General features: G+C 53.7%; 15 protein-coding genes. 11 read left to right on the forward strand and 4 right to left on the reverse strand.

Annotated elements, in window-relative coordinates:
• From AC8GFP_RS04595 to AC8GFP_RS04605, 3 genes are all read left to right on the forward strand, one after another.
• Entirely contained in the window at positions 1 to 1,692 is a 1,692-nt protein-coding gene (locus AC8GFP_RS04595; RefSeq protein ID WP_506610723.1) for a pyrroloquinoline quinone-dependent dehydrogenase, read from the forward strand.
• 82 nt (positions 1,693 to 1,774) lie between these two features.
• Positions 1,775 to 2,347, forward strand: a complete 573-nt coding sequence (locus AC8GFP_RS04600) for a c-type cytochrome (protein WP_506610725.1) — start codon at positions 1,775 to 1,777, stop codon at positions 2,345 to 2,347.
• 4 nt (positions 2,348 to 2,351) lie between these two features.
• Positions 2,352 to 3,509 carry an alkane 1-monooxygenase gene (locus AC8GFP_RS04605; RefSeq protein WP_506610727.1) on the forward strand — a complete coding sequence of 386 codons (1,158 nt, stop codon included), beginning with the start codon at positions 2,352 to 2,354 and terminating at the stop codon, positions 3,507 to 3,509.
• Here AC8GFP_RS04605 and metK read toward each other — a convergent pair.
• Positions 3,502 to 4,686 carry a methionine adenosyltransferase gene (gene metK / locus AC8GFP_RS04610; RefSeq protein ID WP_506610729.1) on the reverse strand — a complete coding sequence of 395 codons (1,185 nt, stop codon included), beginning with the start codon at positions 4,684 to 4,686 and terminating at the stop codon, positions 3,502 to 3,504. The genes AC8GFP_RS04605 and metK overlap by 8 nt on opposite strands.
• Positions 4,687 to 4,888: 202 nt before the next feature.
• Here metK and AC8GFP_RS04615 point away from each other — a divergent pair, with 202 nt between their 5' ends.
• The gene (locus tag AC8GFP_RS04615) at positions 4,889 to 5,725 is read left to right on the forward strand and encodes a lysophospholipid acyltransferase family protein (RefSeq protein ID WP_506610731.1); all 837 of its coding nucleotides are present in this window, start codon (positions 4,889 to 4,891) and stop codon (positions 5,723 to 5,725) included.
• Positions 5,722 to 6,612, forward strand: coding sequence for a lysophospholipid acyltransferase family protein (locus tag AC8GFP_RS04620; protein WP_506610733.1), 891 nt, complete (start codon positions 5,722 to 5,724; stop codon positions 6,610 to 6,612). Before AC8GFP_RS04615 ends, AC8GFP_RS04620 begins: the two co-directional genes overlap by 4 nt.
• Here the strand turns inward: AC8GFP_RS04620 and AC8GFP_RS04625 are convergent.
• Together AC8GFP_RS04625 and AC8GFP_RS04630 are read right to left on the reverse strand one after the other, a co-directional pair.
• Positions 6,596 to 7,837 carry a 3-deoxy-D-manno-octulosonic acid transferase gene (locus AC8GFP_RS04625; RefSeq protein ID WP_506610735.1) on the reverse strand — a complete coding sequence of 414 codons (1,242 nt, stop codon included), beginning with the start codon at positions 7,835 to 7,837 and terminating at the stop codon, positions 6,596 to 6,598. The two genes, AC8GFP_RS04620 and AC8GFP_RS04625, sit on opposite strands and share 17 nt — an antisense overlap.
• Positions 7,834 to 9,168: a 3-deoxy-D-manno-octulosonic acid transferase gene (locus AC8GFP_RS04630; protein WP_506610737.1), complete on the reverse strand. Its 1,335-nt coding sequence runs from the start codon at positions 9,166 to 9,168 to the stop codon at positions 7,834 to 7,836. The genes AC8GFP_RS04625 and AC8GFP_RS04630 overlap by 4 nt, the downstream gene beginning before the upstream one ends.
• Positions 9,169 to 9,370: 202 nt before the next feature.
• On the opposite strand from AC8GFP_RS04630, the gene AC8GFP_RS04635 reads away from it, so the two are divergent.
• From AC8GFP_RS04635 to AC8GFP_RS04660, 6 genes are read left to right on the forward strand one after another with little or no spacing between them, the layout of a single operon-like run.
• Complete coding sequence (locus AC8GFP_RS04635) at positions 9,371 to 10,408, forward strand: Gfo/Idh/MocA family protein (protein WP_506610739.1); 1,038 nt, start codon at positions 9,371 to 9,373, stop codon at positions 10,406 to 10,408.
• Positions 10,405 to 11,106 (forward strand): acylneuraminate cytidylyltransferase family protein, encoded by a 702-nt coding sequence (locus AC8GFP_RS04640; protein WP_506610741.1) that lies wholly within the window; start codon positions 10,405 to 10,407, stop codon positions 11,104 to 11,106. The genes AC8GFP_RS04635 and AC8GFP_RS04640 overlap by 4 nt, the downstream gene beginning before the upstream one ends.
• A gap of 21 nt (positions 11,107 to 11,127) precedes the next feature.
• Complete coding sequence (locus AC8GFP_RS04645; RefSeq protein ID WP_506610743.1) at positions 11,128 to 11,931, forward strand: SDR family oxidoreductase; 804 nt, start codon at positions 11,128 to 11,130, stop codon at positions 11,929 to 11,931.
• Between the two features lie 48 nt (positions 11,932 to 11,979).
• Positions 11,980 to 13,026 carry an N-acetylneuraminate synthase family protein gene (locus AC8GFP_RS04650; protein WP_506610745.1) on the forward strand — a complete coding sequence of 349 codons (1,047 nt, stop codon included), beginning with the start codon at positions 11,980 to 11,982 and terminating at the stop codon, positions 13,024 to 13,026.
• The gene (neuC, locus tag AC8GFP_RS04655; protein WP_506610748.1) at positions 13,023 to 14,150 is read left to right on the forward strand and encodes a UDP-N-acetylglucosamine 2-epimerase; all 1,128 of its coding nucleotides are present in this window, start codon (positions 13,023 to 13,025) and stop codon (positions 14,148 to 14,150) included. Before AC8GFP_RS04650 ends, neuC begins: the two co-directional genes overlap by 4 nt.
• Entirely contained in the window at positions 14,147 to 15,403 is a 1,257-nt protein-coding gene (locus tag AC8GFP_RS04660) for an O-antigen ligase family protein (protein WP_506610750.1), read from the forward strand. Before neuC ends, AC8GFP_RS04660 begins: the two co-directional genes overlap by 4 nt.
• Here the strand turns inward: AC8GFP_RS04660 and AC8GFP_RS04665 are convergent.
• On the reverse strand, positions 15,378 to 16,403 hold the full coding sequence (locus AC8GFP_RS04665) for a class I SAM-dependent methyltransferase (protein WP_506610752.1): 1,026 nt from the start codon (positions 16,401 to 16,403) through the stop codon (positions 15,378 to 15,380). The two genes, AC8GFP_RS04660 and AC8GFP_RS04665, sit on opposite strands and share 26 nt — an antisense overlap.
• Between the last annotated feature and the right edge of the window lie 37 nt (positions 16,404 to 16,440).

Raw genomic sequence — 16,440 nt, forward strand, 5'->3', positions numbered from 1 at the left:
ATGCACAAGATTGGAATCTCATTGTCCAAAACCATCGCCTGCTTGGCGGTGGGATTTTTGGTCGGAGGTGTGGCTCAAGCGCAGGTTGGAAAAAGCATCTCGGTGCAGCAATCGCAACTGACTGCGGCTGACAAAGATGTCAACAACAACCTGCACTCCAATGGAAGCTACGCGCAAACTCGTTACAACCTGAACAAGCAAATCAACGCTGACAACGTCAGCAAGTTGCGTCCTGCTTTCACGTTCCAAACTGAAGTGCTCGAGTCCATGCAAACCGCACCCATCGTCATTGATGGTGTCATGTACATCACCACTTCTTACAACCATGTGTACGCCATCGACGCGGTCACTGGCAAACAGTTCTGGCATTACAAACACAAAATGGGTCCCGTCACCACCTACTGCTGCGGTCCTAACAACCGTGGCGTGGCCATCATGGGCGACCGCGTGTTCATGGGCACCTTGGATGCCAAGCTCGTCGCTTTGGACGCCAAGACAGGCAAGTTGATTTGGGACACCCAGATTGCAGACCCCGAGTTGGGCTACTCCGAAACCATGGCACCTGTGGCTGTCAATGGTCGTGTCTTGATCGGTACCAACGGTGGCGAATACGGCATCCGCGGTTTCGTGAAATCCTATGATGCCAAAGACGGCAAATTGCAGTGGACCTTCCACACCATCCCCGAAAAAGGCCATGAAGGTGTGTGGGCTGTGAACGATTCCACCGGACGCAACATGCTGCGTGACATCAAGGCGGAAAAAGAGCAGTTGGCCAAGCAAGGCGGCGACTTCTACAAAACCTTGGGTGGTGGCGTTTGGATGGCACCTGCTGTCGATTTGGAAACCAATTCCATCTTCTTCGTGGTGGGCAATCCTTCCCCTGACCTCTACGGCGCTGAGCGTCCTGGCGACAACCTCTACACCGACTCGATCGTTTCCTTGGACCTCAACACAGGCAAGTACAAGTGGCACCACCAGTACATCGCCCATGACGTGTGGGACTTGGACGCTGTGTCGCCTGTCATCTTGACAGAAGCCAAAGGCAAAGACGGCAAGATGACCAAAGTGGCCATCCACGCTGGCAAAACCGGCCATGTCTATGTGCATGACCGTGCCAACGGCAACCTGATCCGCTTCTCTGAAGCCATGGTTCCCCAAGACGGTTTGTGGACATTGCCCACCAAAGAAGGCGCCAAGATGATGTTGGGTGCCAACGGTGGCGTGGAATGGAGCCCCATGGCTTTCAATCCCGAAACCCGCATGGCCTATGCAGCCAACTTGCTGCAACCCATGACTTACCACGTTGAGCCTTCAAAGTACCCCGGCGGCAAGCTGTGGTTGGGCGGTGCATTCAAAACCATCCCCAGCGAAAAGCAATCCGGTCGTTTGTCAGCTGTCAACATCGACACCGGCAAAGTGGCTTGGAAATTTGAAACCGACGAGCCTCTGATTGGTGGCGTGTTGGCAACCGCTGGTGGCCTGGTCTTCAACGGCGAAGCCAATGGTTTGTTCCGCGCCTTCGATGCCAAGAATGGCAAGAAATTGTGGGAATACCAAACGGGTGCTGGCGTGAACGCACCTGCCGTGTCTTATGCGGTGGGTGGCAAGCAGTACATTGCCGTCGCAGCGGGTGGCAACAACCAAATTGACGCCAAGCGCGGCAATTCGGTGGTGGTGTTCGCACTGCCTTGAACCAACTGAACTGACCTTTCGTACAGGCCTGAGGTGCACTTGAATGCACCCAGGCCTTTTTTGCATTTATTGTTCAAAGACTATGAAAAACTTCTCTACGCTCCTCATCTCCTTGCTTGCATGGCTGTGCTCCCCCGTTTGGTCGCAAGCGGACATGCCCGCCAAAGCCGGTGTTTGCATCGGTTGCCATGGCCCCAATGGGAACTCCAGCATGCCAGGTGTGCCCAGCCTGGCTGCTCAAAATTCGCGCTATATTTATCTGCAATTGCGGGACTATCAAGAAGGCCGCCGTCAAAATGACTTGATGACGCCCATGGTGGCGGGTTTGAGCAAAGACGACATGCGTGAAATTGGCAACTACTATGCCAAGCAAAAGCTCACCAGCAAAGGCTTCAAGCCCGATGCTGACAAAGCCAAGCTGGGCAAAGCCAAAGCCGATGAAACCTTGTGCGCTATGTGTCACCTGGGCGAGTTTGTCGGTCAAAATGATGTGCCCAAAGTCGCCGGTCAAAACTTTGATTACGTTGTGAAAACCATGCATGATTTCAAAACCAAGACCCGCACCAACGACGCTGGCAACATGACCAGTGTGGCCAGCACCTTGAGTGACACCGACATTGAAAATTTGGCGCATTACATATCAGGACTGAATTGAACCCATGAACACCACCACCCCAGACAGGCGCGTCTACCGCGACCCCAAACGCTGGGCTTGGTGGTTTTCTTTGTTGGTGCCTTTCTCCATTGGCTTGGGGCCCTTGCTGATGCAATGGACCGAGCAGGTCTCCATGCTGTGGTGGCCTTTTGTGTTTATATATGTCGCCGTGCCGCTGGTCGATGCCCTGCTGGGCGAAGACCGCAGCAACCCGCCCGAGTGGGCTGTGCCGCAACTCGAAGCCGACCCGTTCTACCGCTACCTCACCTATGCCTTGGTGCCCGTGCTCTGGGGTTCGTTTGTGTTTGCAGCTTGGTTTGTGGCCACGCGTGAATTGGTCTGGCATGCCCAACTCGCCATGGTCCTGAATGCAGGCCTTGTGGGTGGCTTTGCCATCAACCTCGGCCACGAGTTGGGCCACAAACACAACCGCTTGGAAAAAACCTTGGCCTTGTTGGCGCTGGCACCCAGCGGCTATGGCCATTTCAGCGCCGAGCACAACCGCGGTCACCACACCGAAGTGGCCACGCCCGAAGACACGGCATCGGCACGCATGGGCGAATCCATTTGGCAATTTTTTTGGCGCGAAATGCCCGGCGGCGCTCGGCGGGCTTGGTACTTTGAGTCTCAGCGTTTGCAAGACAAGGGCTTGTCCACCTGGAGCCTGCGCAACCAAATTTTGCAAGGCTTGATCATCACCTCGGTGCTGTGGCTCGCACTGGTGCTTTGGCTGGGTCTGCAGGTGTTGCCCTTCTTGCTGGCCGTGGCCGCCTGGACCAATTTCCAACTCACCTCGGCCAACTATGTCGAGCACTATGGCTTGCTGCGTGTGAAGCAAGCAGATGGCCAATACGAACGCTGCCAGCCCTGCCATTCATGGAACAGCAACCACGTCCTGTCCAACTGGATTTTGTTTCACTTGCAGCGCCACGCGGACCACCATGCACATGCCAGCAGGCGCTATCAAGCATTGCGGCATTTCGAAGATGCGCCGCAGTTGCCCAGTGGCTACAGCGGGATGTTTTTGCTGGCCTATGTGCCCAGCTTGTGGTTTGCAGTGATGAACCCGCGCTTGCTTGCTGCGGTGGGGCGAGACCCCAACCGCATCAATTTCGATCCGGCACAGCGACAAGCCCTGTGCCAGCGCTACGCGCTTACTTGACGCCTGCAGCTGCTTTCAAGGCCGCAGCGCGGTCGGTGCGCTCCCAAGTGAACTCGGGCTCGTCGCGGCCAAAGTGACCATAGGCTGCAGTCTTCTCGTAGATGGGGCGCAACAGGTCCAGCATTTGAATAATGCCTTTGGGGCGAAGGTCAAAGTGCTCGGCCACCAAGGCAGCGATTTTGTCGTCAGAAATAACACCGGTGCCATGCGTGTTGACCGTGATGTTCATCGGTTTGGCCACACCAATCGCATACGCCACTTGCACTTGGCACTGCGTGGCCAAGCCTGCCGCCACCACGTTTTTCGCCACATAACGAGCGGCATAAGCGGCTGAGCGGTCTACCTTGGACGGGTCTTTGCCCGAGAAGGCGCCACCTCCATGGGGGCAGGCACCGCCGTAGGTGTCGACAATGATTTTGCGACCGGTGAGGCCGCAATCGCCTTGTGGGCCACCCACGACAAAACGACCGGTGGGGTTGATCAGGTAACGCGTGTCTTTCAACCATTCTTTGGGCAACACCGGTTTGATCAGCTCTTCAATGATGGCTTCATTGAACGAGGCTTTCATCTTGGTGGAGGTTTCAGATTGGTCGGGGCTGTGTTGGGTGGACAGCACCACGGTGTCGATGCTGTGCGGTTTGCCGTCCACATAGCGCATGGTCACCTGGCTTTTCGCGTCAGGACGCAAGAAAGGCAAGCGGCCATCGCGGCGCAACTGCGCTTGGCGCTCGACCAAACGGTGCGCATAGTAAATGGGAGCGGGCATCAGCTCGGGGGTCTCTTGGCAAGCGTAGCCAAACATCAGGCCTTGGTCACCCGCACCAATGTTCAAGTGGTCATCGGAGGCATGGTCCACGCCTTGTGCGATGTCATTCGATTGCTTGTCATAGCAGACCATGACCGCACAACCTTTGTAGTCGATGCCGTACTCGGTGTTGTCATAGCCGATGCGCTTGATGGTGTCACGCGCGACTTGGATGTAGTCCACGTGCGCGTTGGTGGTGATTTCACCGGCCAATACCACCAGACCGGTGTTGGTCAGGGTTTCGGCAGCGACGCGGCTGCGGGGGTCTTGTTTGAAGATGGCATCGAGAATTGCGTCTGAAATTTGGTCCGCCACTTTGTCGGGGTGGCCTTCAGAAACAGATTCGGATGTGAAAAGAAAGTCGTTCGCCATGTCAATACTCCAGATGAAAAGGTGGACGCGTTGCCAACCTCGGGAGTTCGGCGAACGCTTTAGCAGATGGCTGGAAAACAGCCGACTCTTTCGAGTTTGTCGCCCTGCAAGTTGCTTCATTAACTCAGCGACAATCGGTATTCTAATCAAAAGCGACGGTGTTTTTTTGAAGCCTGGTTCGCCAAACGCAATTGCTTATTCCATGACTGGCTTGTTTCGATTCTTGGCTTTTTTGCCGCTGCCCTGGATGCACCGCGTCGGTGCCGTGCTGGGCTGGTTGGTGTGGTGGCTTTCGCCCACCTACCGCAGGCATTTCAAAGAACAGTCCGCACAAGCCGGTTACAGCTGGCCCCAAGTGCGCGGCGCAGTGGCCGCTGCCGGTTGCCAAACCCTGGAGTCGTTTCGTGTCTGGTTCGGTGCCCCCATGCCCATGCATTGGGACGGTGTGCACCACATCGAAGAAGCCTATGCGCAAGGCCATGGTGTCTTGTTTCTCACACCGCACTTGGGTTGTTTTGAAATCACCGCGCCATCCGGTGCCGCGCATTTTGGCCCCAGCCGTGGCCCCATCACTGTCCTTTACCGACCAGCACGCCAAGCATGGTTGCGTGAACTTCTCAGCCATGCACGTGAACGCGACTTCATGAAAGCCGTGCCCACCAACATGGACGGTGTGCGACAACTTTTGAAAGCTTTGCGACGCGGCGAGGCCGTGGGTTTGTTGCCAGACCAAGTACCGCCAGAAGGCTTGGGTGTTTGGTCTGAGATGTGGGGCCGCGAGGCCTACACCATGACCTTGGGCGCCAAACTGGCCTTGCAAACCAAGGCTGCCGTGGTGTTGGCCTGGGGCGAACGATTGCCTGAGGGTCAAGGCTATTGCGTTCACGTGGAACCGCTTGGCCATGCGTTGAGCCCAGACTTGCATGAAGCCGTGGCTCAACTCAACCACGCCATGGAACGACTCATTCGCCAATGCCCCACGCAATACCTGTGGGGCTACGCCCGTTTCAAACAACCGCGCAAAGAGGTGTTCGCATGAACCCCTTGGTCGGCCTCATGCGCTTGTTGGCTTTGCTACCTTTGTCTTGGTTGCGTGGATTGGGTTGGCTGTTGGGGCAGATCTTGTTTCGCACCTCGGCAAGACGCGGTCGGGTGGTGGCCACCAACATTGCTTTGTGTTTCCCAGAACTGCAACCCCAACAGCAGCGTGCCTTGAGGCAACAGCATTTCGTGTACTTTGCCCAGTCCTTTCTCGACCGGGCCTGGTTGTGGCATGCCCCCGAAAAGTGGGTGGCACAACGGTTTCAATTCGAAGGCCATTTCCACAACTTTCAAGACCCTTCTCCACTGATTGTGTTGGCCCCGCATTTCGTCGGCTTGGACGCCGGTGGCTTGGCCATGACCTTGCTGCAACAAGCCCACATGTCCTTCGTCTATGTGCCGCTGAAAAACAAAAGCGCAGAGGCATGGATGACCGAGGGGCGCAAACGTTCTGGCCGTGTCCTCACCATCGCCCGCCGCGAAGGCCCCATGCCGATGATCAAATCCCTCAAAGACGGCTGGCGTTTGCACTTCTCCCCTGACATGGACTTTGGCATCAACGGATCCGTCTGGTCGGCGTTTTTTGGTGTGAAAGCAGCCACGCCGTCATCGCTGTCGCGCATCGCCAAATTGGGACGTGCTCGCGTGTGTACCGTGGTGACACGCATGACACCGCAGGGCTACACCTTGGAGATGGGGCCGGTGTGGGAAGACTTTCCAACACAAGATGTGGATGCCGACACCCAGCGCATGAACAACGACATTGAAGCCTGGGTGCGACAGACCCCGGCGCAGTACTACTGGGTGCACAAACGTTTCAAAACCCGCCCACCAGGCGAGCCTTCTCTATACCAAGCAGGTGCAACGCTCAACGAGCCAGATTGACCAGCGCTTGCAAATGCGCCTCTGATTGCATGGAAGGTGACGTGGCTTGGGTCCTTGGTTGCTGCCACGCCCGCGCAACTTTGTCGGCAATGGCTTGTGCATCCATCGCTTGTTCGCACACTTGCGGGGCCGCCAAATCGCTGTAGCTCTCGGCGAAATGCCAGACATGGGGACCATGCACCACTTGGCAGGACAAGGCCAACGCTTCATGGGGATTGTGTCCCCCAATGCTGGCCCAAGAGCCGCCCAGCATGGCGATCGGGGCCAACCGATACCACAGGCCCATGTCTCCCATCGAGTCGGCGATGTAGACCGTTTCAACAACTGGCAACCCATCGGATTGACTGCGCAGCAAACAGCCTTCAGTGCAAAGCTGGGCAATTTCTGGGCCGCGATGTGCATCGCGCGGGGCGATCAACAACAACGCGGATGGATGTTGCTGGCGCAGGATGTGATGCACTTGAAGAGCCAAGGCTTCCTCTGACGGGTGACTGGAAGCCAACAACCACACCGGTCGGTTCAACAGCATTTCTTGCCATTGGATCAACTCAGCATCATCACAACGCAGTGGTGCCGACATGGCTTTGATGGTGCCTGTGACCACCACCTTGTCGGCAGGCGCACCCAGCTCAATCAGACCTCGTCGGGCTTCCTCGTTTTGCGCCCACAGGCTGCCAAAGCCCGGCAACAGCGCTTGGTAAAGCCATCGCCCCCAACGTCGCCTGGCCAAGGCGGCGGGGCCGAGTCTGGCATTGACCAACGCGTGCGGAATCTTTTGTTGTGCGGTGGCATGCACCAAGGCGGGCCATAAATCCATTTCACACCAAACCGCCAGCGATGGTTGCCAGTGGTCTAGAAAACGACGCACGGTGTCGGGCGTGTCCACCGGCGAAAACTGGTGGATGAAACCAGGTAACAAACCTGTTTTGTGCAAGGCATCGCCGGAGGTTCGCGCGGTGGTGGTGATTAAAAAATGCGCTTGTGGCCAAATCTTGCGGATGTTTTGAAACAAACCGTAAAGCGCCATCGCCTCACCCACACCCACCGCATGGCCCCATACCAATGGCCCAGCGGGTCGAGGCGGCGGTGACACCACCCATTTCTGCAAAATACTTTGCGGGGTTTCTTTGCCGCGTTCAAGCCGCTTCTTCAACACCCACCGCCACACAGGCTGCAAGACCCGAGACAACCACACATAGGCAAGCAGCGCCAAGCGGGCTTTCATGCTGCTGTCGCCTTGAGCCAAGGCAGCAAAACCGCCAAGTGTTTATCGGTGGAGCCTGCATGGGCCTGGTAAAAATGGTCCGCACCTGCCATGGCTTGGGCGTAGGCGAGTTGGTCGCACAGCAGTGCCAGCATGGCTGCCGCTAATGCATCAGCCGTCATGTGCTGCTGCAACACGCCGCAAGCCAAAGCCTCCACACCGGGGTATTCGATGCCCCACATGCTGGGCCCCACCATCACTGGTTTTTTCAAGGCCAGGGGTTCGATGATGTTGTGCCCACCGGTGGGTACAAAAGAACCACCGACCACCACCAGTTGCGACAACGACAGGTAAAAAAACATTTCCCCCAGCGAGTCGCCAAGCAACACATCGACCTCGTTCATCCTCAACAACCGGTCGTGGGCTTGCAATTGCGCATCTAAAACCTGGCTGCGGCGCACAACCCGTTGACCCGCAGATGCCAACAGCGCGGCAACTTCATCAAAACGTTGGGGACTGCGCGGCACATAGACGACCAAGGGCTGGGGCTGGTGGGCCTCTTTCAAACCCGCTTGCAGCAAGCGAATGGCTTGCAAAAACGACGCATCTTCGCCCACCACTGCACTGGTAAAGCACACCACCGAACGCGCTGGGCTGGCATCCGAGCGCAAGCCCCATGCACTCAGCAATGTTTGCGCGGCTTCAAGCTGGGCGGGTGGAATGGGCAAATCAAAACGCGTTTCGCCAACCACCACAACCTGACCGCAGCCCACGGAGCGAAAGCGCTCAGCGTGAGTTTCAGATTTGCAGAGCACCAAATCGTAGGTTTGAAACAGCGCTGATCTGAACCCGCCCCAAGCCAGATCACGTTGCAAGCTGTTTTTCGGGTACTGCGCATTGGCCAAGCAAAGGGGGATGCCATGTTGATGAACGGTTTTCATCAGCACTGGCCAGGTGTCGATTTCAGTCATCATGACCATGCGCGGTTTAACAGCGCTGATGAACTGGCGCACCACCGAGCGCCACTCGAATGGCGCATAAGCCACTTGCAATCGGCTCGTGCTGATGGCTTGCTGGAACAACACCTCGGCCGCCGTGCGTCCCGCAGGGGTGAGCGTGGTCAGCATGATCGGGTAGCCAGCATCCAACAGGCCCTGCACCAATGGCGCAGCACCGCGCAGTTCACCCAATGACGCTGAATGGACCCAAATGGGTTTGACAAGTGTGGTGCTGGTTTGCCCCCAGCGCTCATGCCAATGTTGGCGGTACAAAGGTTCGCGTTGCCCCCGACGCCACAAAAAAAGCAGCACCAATGGCATGAACACATGCCAGGCGGTTTCGTAAAGAACCATCAAAACGCGAAGCCGCCAAAGGGGTAGAAAACGTCTCAATGGCAGCCTCCGCCCAAGAATGAAAAAGATAGAAGGCGCATCATGAGAGGAAGAGAGTGGGGACAGTATAGTAAGGGCCTGAGACTGGTGAGCGGAATGCTTTGGGGCCCTTCTTGATTCATGGCTTCAGTGGATAACCACCCGCTCACGACCTATACAGCACATGAAAATTCTCGTCCTAGGCACTGGCTCCATTGGCAAAAGGCATATCGCCAATTTGCTCAGTGCTGGCGTGCAAGTGTCCGCCTACAGTTACCGGGCGTCCACCGATGGCTCAGACAACAACCCACTCGATTCACGCGTCCTGCGCGTTCAAGACTTGTCGGCGGCATTGAACGCCGATGCGGATGCCGTGGTGGTGGCCAATCGCACCGATCAGCACATGGACGTTGCCTTGCAGGCGGCCAGCCTGAAGAAGCATTTGTTTTTGGAAAAACCCCTGGCCGTGTCCTTGTCCGGCACAGATGAACTCATGCAGATGGTTGCGCAACATCAACTGGTGGTTGAAGCTGGCTTCATGTTGCGCTTTCATCCGAATTTGCTGTGGATCAAAGATTTTTTAGCCCGTGGTGATTTGGGCGACATCATGCACATGCGTGCGGCTGTTGGCCAATGGCTGCCTGATTGGCGCCCCGGCACCGATCACCGTCTGGGTTACGGTGCGTTCAAAGCCAAAGGTGGTGGCGTGACCTTGGACCTGATCCATGAACTCGACTTGGTTCACTGGTTGCTCGGTCCTGTGGAAGATGTCACGGCCATGACCCAGGTGGTGCCTTGTTTGGAGATCGAAACCGAAGGCATTGCGCAAATCGGCCTTCGCTTGGCCTCTGGGGTCTTGGCGCAAGTGCACTTGGACTATGTCAGGCCGGGCTATGGTCGAGAGATGGAAATCGTCGGACGTCACGGCGTTTTGCGCTGGGACTACCTGCAGGGCTTGGTGACATTGCAAAAGGCGGGCGGTTCATCGGAGGTGGTGCACCAAGTGCCTGCCCAGTTTGAGCGCAACACCATGTTTCAACAGCACATGGCGCATTTTTTAAAGCGCATCCAGCAATCCCAGCTGGCCGCTGCCTCCTCTTTGGAGGACGCGGTGGCTGTGTTAAAAGTGGCATTGGCTGCCCACGAATCGGCAGCCACACGCTGCTGTGTGCGACCGCAGGCCTTGCGCTCAGCGCCTGATTTGAAAATGAAAACCCTATGAACATCACTTGTGTGATTGGTGCGCGTGGTGGCTCCAAAGGTGTCGCTGGCAAAAACATCCGGCCACTGCTTGGCAAGCCCTTGATTGCTTGGAGCATCGAGCAAGCCTTGGCCTGCCCCGACATCCACCGAGTGGTCGTCTCGACCGACAGCCCGGCGATTGCAGAAGTTGCCGTGGCCCATGGGGCCTTGGTGCCTTTCATGCGGCCCGATGCCTTGGCCGATGACAAAGCTGGCAAGTGGGAGGTTTGGCAACATGCGCTGCAAGCTTGCGACCAGCATTTCCCAGCAGAACCCATAGACCTCTTTGTTGATTTGGATTGCACCTCGCCGCTGCGTGATGTGGCGGATATTTCCAAAGCGATTGCCCAGTTTCAACATGCAGATGTAGACGCTGTTTTTTCAGTCTGTGAGGCCCGCAAGAACCCCTACTTCAACATGCTGGAAGTGGTGGATGGCTACCAAAGAATTTGCAAACAACTGTCCAAGCCGATAGTGCGTCGACAAGACGCGCCCAAAGTGTTTGAGCATGTAGCTTCGATTTATGTGCTGTCTCCGGCGTATTTGCGCACTGGCACCGGTTTGTTGTCAGGGCGCACACAGGGCTATGACATTGGCGTGGACAAAAGCTTGGACATTGACAGCGAATTTGATTTTGAACTGATTGAATACCTGATGCGCAAGCGTTTAGACCAGTGACTTCAACAAGAGAGAAAAGACATGACGGATCGATTTGACTTGACAGGCAAAGTGGTTGTGGTGACCGGTGGCACAGGGCTGCTGGGTTCGGCCTATTGCCAAGCCTTGGCCGACCAAGGAGCGCAGGTGGTGATGGCCGATTTGGCCGCAGCAGATCCGGTGGCCAAAGCTGACAAAGTTCAAACGCCCACGGGCTTGAAAGCGCATGGCGTGGTGTGTGACGTTGGTCGCGAAGAAGATGTGGTGGGATTGTTTGCCAATGTCATGGCGAAGTTTGGGCGGGTGGATGCTGTCATGAACAACGCCGCTGCAACCGGTGAGCACTTGATGCGTCAGGGCGCTGTGTTTTCGCCTTTCGAAGACTACCCGCTTGCCGTTTGGGAAGAAGTGCTCAAGGTCAACCTCACCGGCGTGTTTTTGGTGGCCCGCGAAGGTGGCAAGGCCATGCTGAAATCCGGCGGTGGCAGTTTGGTGAATGTGTCCAGCACCTATGGGGTGGTGGGGCCCGACCATCGGATTTACGAGGGGATGAAGTTCGCTTCGTTCCCAGGCTACTCAGCCACCAAGGCTGGTGTGCACGGACTGACACGTTGGTTGGCCACCTATTGGGGTGACAAAGGGATTCGTGTCAACACCTTGGTGCCCGGTGGTGTCGAGAACAACCACGACCCAGAGTTTGTCAAACGTTATGCTGCACGAACGCCCTTGGGGCGCATGGCCAAGCGCGAAGACATGGTGGGCATGGTCATCTACCTGGTGTCAGATGCATCCGCCTATTCAACCGGTCAACAGTTTTTTGTCGATGGTGGATGGACCGCTGTCTAGCGAGTTCCAAGCCAACATTCAGCTTCATTCAACCCATCCAACGCATTTATGAAAATCGGACAACGTCACATTGGATTGAACCAAGCACCCTTGGTGATTGCCGAGATCGGCATCAACCACGGCGGCAGCTTGGACGTGGCCAAGGCCATGGTGAGCGCGGCCCATTTGGCCGGTTGTGAAATCGTCAAGCATCAAACCCATTTTGTGGATGATGAAATGACCGATGAGGCCAAAACGATTTTTCCACCCAATGCAGACAAATCCATCTGGCATGTGATGCAAGAGTGCGCCTTGGGCAAAGACGATGAAATCGCCCTGAAAAAACATGCTGAAGCGCTGGGCATGATTTACATCTCCACGCCTTTTTCAAGAGCTGCTGCAGACTTTCTCAACGAGATTGGCGTGGCCGCTTTCAAGATTGGCTCGGGTGAATGCAACCACTTGCCCCTGATTCGACACATTGCCCGCATGGGCAAACCGGTGATCATGAGCACGGGCATGCAAACCATCGAGAGCATGCGGCCTTCGGTGCAAATTTTGGAAGATGCGGGCATTGACTATGCGCTGCTGGAATGCACCAATTTGTATCCTTCACCGCCCGAGATTGTCAGCTTGCGCGGCATCACTGAACTGCGACAAGCGTTTCCCAATGCCGTGGTGGGCTTTTCCGATCACAGCATTGGCCCTGAAATGGCCTTGTCCGCCGTGGCTTTGGGTGCCTGCATTTTGGAGCGACATTTCACGGACACACGCTACCGCAAAGGCCCGGATATATCTTGCTCCATGGATCCGGCTGAATTGCGTTTCTTGATCGACCGATCCAAAGAAATCCACACGGCCTTGAACAACGCCAAAGTGCGCACGGCACCAGAAGAAGATGTTTACCGATTCGCACGTGGTTCGGTGGTGGCTGACAAAGATTTACCGGCGGGCCATGTCTTGAGTGAGTCTGACATTTGGGCACGCCGCCCCGGCTCTGGTGAGATTTCGGTGCAGTACTTTGACCGATTGATCGGCGCCCGCCTGACCCAGGCCGTCAAGCGCAACCAACAACTTCGATGGACTGATATAGACGGTGTGGAGCGACCTGCATGAGCGTGACGACTGCGCCCATCACCGGCAAAAAGCTGTTGTTTGTCACGGGCACACGGGCAGACTTTGGCAAGCTTGAGCCCTTGGCCAAGGCGGCGCAGTTGGCCGGATTTGAAATCACCTTTTTCATCACCGGCATGCACATGATGCAGCGCTATGGAGAAACACGCTTAGAGGTCAAGCGGTTTGCCGGTGCAGAGTTCATTGAATTTGTAAACCAGCGCGAAGGCGATGCCTTGGATTTCATCCTCGCCAAAACCATTTTGGGGTTCTCGGACTTCGTGCACGAGCGTCGACCAGACTTGGTGGTAATTCATGGTGACCGGGTGGAGGCCATGGCCGCCAGCATTGTGTGTGCCATGCGCTACATCCGTTCAGCGCACATCGAGGGCGGCGAGGTGTCCGGCACGATTGATGAAAGCATTCGCCATTGCAACACCAAGTTGTGCGCCACGCATTTTGTCAGCAGTGAAGACGCCAAAGCCCGGGTCTTGTCCCTTGGCGAAGCGCCCGAGCGGGTTTTCAACATCGGGTCGCCGGAGTTGGACACCCATGCACAACCTTCCGGCGTGAGCATTGAAGAAGTCAAAGCGCGTTATGCCATTCCCTTTGATGATTACGGCATCGTGATTTTTCACCCCGTGACGTCGGAAGTGGACAGCATGGGTGCCCAAGCTGCGTCCTTGTTTGCGTGCCTAGAGGCCAGCGGCAAAGATTTCGTTGTGATTGCACCCAACAACGACCCCGGCACGGACGACATCTTTGCCGTGATTGAAGCACTGCCCAAAGATCGTTTCCGCTTGATCCCGTCCATGCGCTTCAATTACTTCAGCGAACTCATGAAGAATGCAGCCGTGATGGTGGGTAACAGCAGCGCAGGTGTGCGTGAAGCGCCCTTTCTGGGCTTGCCCAGTTTGGATGTGGGGAGCAGGCAGAACAATCGGGCGCAGGCTGATTCGATTTTCGGATGCTCAGCTTTCGATCAGGAAAAAATCCAGCTTTTTCTGGCCAATCAATGGCATCACCGCTATAAGGTAGATGCATCATTTGGCAATGGCATGGCATCAGATCAATTCATTCAGGTGTTGAACATTGATAAATATTGGGAAATAAACATCCAAAAATGATCATCAATATATCAAGTTGGAATATCTTAATGGCTCACCTTTGTGGCTGGAGTGCCGTAGCCTTGCTATTTTCCGCCCCATTCTCTAGATCACTTTATATTTTATCGGGGTTGCTTTTTGTTATTTCATGGTTTGCCCAAAAAGATTTGTATGTGCGGCTAATAAAAATCAAATCTTTGCCTATTGCAAAACCTGCCCTAGTTTTAAGTTTTATGGTCCTCGTCTGGGCTACTTGGAGCTCTGCTCCATTTAAGGAAATTTTAAATAATCTCAAAGTATATTCTAAATTGATAATGTTACTGATGCTGGCTGTAACACTATCTGAAGACAAATGGCGAAAAAGAGCATGGTGGGGGTTGGTGGCTGGCATGACTTTGGTGCTGTTCTCCACTTTCGCGAATGTTTTTATTAATCTTCCATGGTCAATGACTCAAAACCAAGGATTGGGTGCAGATCATAGTGTTTTTGTGGAATATGTTTCTCAAAGCGTCATGACATCAGTTTTTATGGCCTTTACACTTCAGCATTGCATAACCTCAAACGAACTAAAAATGAAAGTGATATGGGGTCTTGCTACGTTATGTTGCTTCATTTCAATTATGTTTTTGTTGCAAGGTCGATCTGGTCTTGTGGCTTGTTCTGTTGTGTTCACAGTATTCGCATTGTTTTATACGCCAAAATCTCGCCGCTTATTTATAATGCTATTGCTTATATCGACCTTAACATTATTGGTTGTATCAAGTCCATTGATGCTAAGCAGAGTTTTACAAGCTTACAATGATGTTGTCCAGCATCGTTCTTTCGATGCCACCTCTTTGGGCCTAAGAGTTGACATGTGGTTATTTGCCTTAAAAAGTTTTTACAGTCACCCGTTCATTGGAACGGGAGTTGGTACCTATCCACAGTTAGCCGCAAGTCATTTCTCAACCTTGAGCGAATCCCAACTGATATATGCTGTTATTCACCCGCACAATCAGTATTTGTTTTTTGCGATGGAATATGGCGTACCAGGCTTGATTGGTTTTCTTTGGCTATTGTGGCAATTTTTTAAAACAGCTTATGTTTCCCACAATCCCGACAAAAGCATACTCATTGCAGTTACTTTGGTATTGGCTGTAGATTCAATTTATAATGTGCCGCTTTGGTATCGGGCTGAAAGTTATTTCTTTTATGCTGTATTGGCCTTGCTTGTTGCCAGCAATTTTAAATTGAAAGACAACGAGCAAGTCAAAGCTTTCGGGCAGAAAGCTTGATAAAATCATGCCCACCTTTTGTTCGATGTATTTGATTGATACTTTGCTTGTTTATTTTTTTATCAAGCAAATCATTTTTTGCTGCTAACTTTTCAATTTTTCTCGATTGCTTCACTGTTTCCAAAGAGTCGTCTGAATGAGAAGATACTTCAAATCCAATTTGCTGCATCAACCTTGTTAAGATAGCTTCACTAAAAATAGATAAATGACGGGGCGCTTCAAGCCCTCGCCAGTAGGGACCGAACTGAAGATGCACATCGCTTTGCGCATTTGGCGTCGAAAGAAGCAATAATCCTCCAGGTCGAAGCGAGCCATGTATGGCAGTGAGCAAATCAAGTGGGTCGTATACATGTTCAATAACATGCGAACATAAAATCAAATCAAAGCTTTGTTGATGAAGAATTAATTGTTGATAACTTCCTTCAGTAACATTTAAACCTGCGCGTTGGGCAGACTTGACGGCAATAGGATCAATCTCTATACCCGAGGATTGCCAGCCTAATTGATTTGCCAAGGAAACAATATTTCCAGAACCACATCCAACATCCATGAATCTACCAGCGGGTAAGGTCGCCAATATTTCTATACCAAAGGGTAAATTCAAACGGTGGGCTTTTTTTAGAGCCCATGTTTTCAATGCATTTTGCAAATTAAATCGAGGTGAAATGCTGCAACCTAGTCGCAAAGACAAGCGCTCATTCTTCCATCGCAATTTTAAGCCCTGAAAACCATCATTCAGTAAAGCAGGTTTATGCGTGTAATAGTTTGCATATGCTTTTCCAATGCTTTCTGGAGTTGGTCTAGGATTGAGATAAAGGCTTTGACATTCATTGCATGACCAGTATTTCCAAATGCCTGGTGCAGTTCCAAAACTCCAATCACGAACTGAATGATGTTTCATGCTTGCATGTTGGCTATGACAAACAGGACATGCGGGTATCAACTCCAAGTCAGCTTGAGGCCAATCTTCTAAAAATATGTTTTTTGTAAAATTGTTCATCGAAAAGATTTGTGAAATGAAGTACTGTGAAAAATTG

The organism is Limnohabitans simekii (SeqCode), from assembly GCF_965234735.1.
Classification (GTDB): Bacteria; Pseudomonadota; Gammaproteobacteria; order Burkholderiales; family Burkholderiaceae_C; genus Limnohabitans; species Limnohabitans simekii.

Coding starts and splice junctions, on each gene's coding strand:
- AC8GFP_RS04595 (WP_506610723.1), top strand. CDS start 1: ATGCACAAGATTGGAATCTCATTGTCCAAAACCATCGCCTGCTTGGCG.
- AC8GFP_RS04600 (WP_506610725.1), top strand. CDS start 1,775: ATGAAAAACTTCTCTACGCTCCTCATCTCCTTGCTTGCATGGCTGTGC.
- AC8GFP_RS04605 (WP_506610727.1), top strand. CDS start 2,352: ATGAACACCACCACCCCAGACAGGCGCGTCTACCGCGACCCCAAACGC.
- metK (WP_506610729.1), bottom strand. CDS start 4,686: ATGGCGAACGACTTTCTTTTCACATCCGAATCTGTTTCTGAAGGCCAC.
- AC8GFP_RS04615 (WP_506610731.1), top strand. CDS start 4,889: ATGACTGGCTTGTTTCGATTCTTGGCTTTTTTGCCGCTGCCCTGGATG.
- AC8GFP_RS04620 (WP_506610733.1), top strand. CDS start 5,722: ATGAACCCCTTGGTCGGCCTCATGCGCTTGTTGGCTTTGCTACCTTTG.
- AC8GFP_RS04625 (WP_506610735.1), bottom strand. CDS start 7,837: ATGAAAGCCCGCTTGGCGCTGCTTGCCTATGTGTGGTTGTCTCGGGTC.
- AC8GFP_RS04630 (WP_506610737.1), bottom strand. CDS start 9,168: ATGGTTCTTTACGAAACCGCCTGGCATGTGTTCATGCCATTGGTGCTG.
- AC8GFP_RS04635 (WP_506610739.1), top strand. CDS start 9,371: ATGAAAATTCTCGTCCTAGGCACTGGCTCCATTGGCAAAAGGCATATC.
- AC8GFP_RS04640 (WP_506610741.1), top strand. CDS start 10,405: ATGAACATCACTTGTGTGATTGGTGCGCGTGGTGGCTCCAAAGGTGTC.
- AC8GFP_RS04645 (WP_506610743.1), top strand. CDS start 11,128: ATGACGGATCGATTTGACTTGACAGGCAAAGTGGTTGTGGTGACCGGT.
- AC8GFP_RS04650 (WP_506610745.1), top strand. CDS start 11,980: ATGAAAATCGGACAACGTCACATTGGATTGAACCAAGCACCCTTGGTG.
- neuC (WP_506610748.1), top strand. CDS start 13,023: ATGAGCGTGACGACTGCGCCCATCACCGGCAAAAAGCTGTTGTTTGTC.
- AC8GFP_RS04660 (WP_506610750.1), top strand. CDS start 14,147: ATGATCATCAATATATCAAGTTGGAATATCTTAATGGCTCACCTTTGT.
- AC8GFP_RS04665 (WP_506610752.1), bottom strand. CDS start 16,403: ATGAACAATTTTACAAAAAACATATTTTTAGAAGATTGGCCTCAAGCT.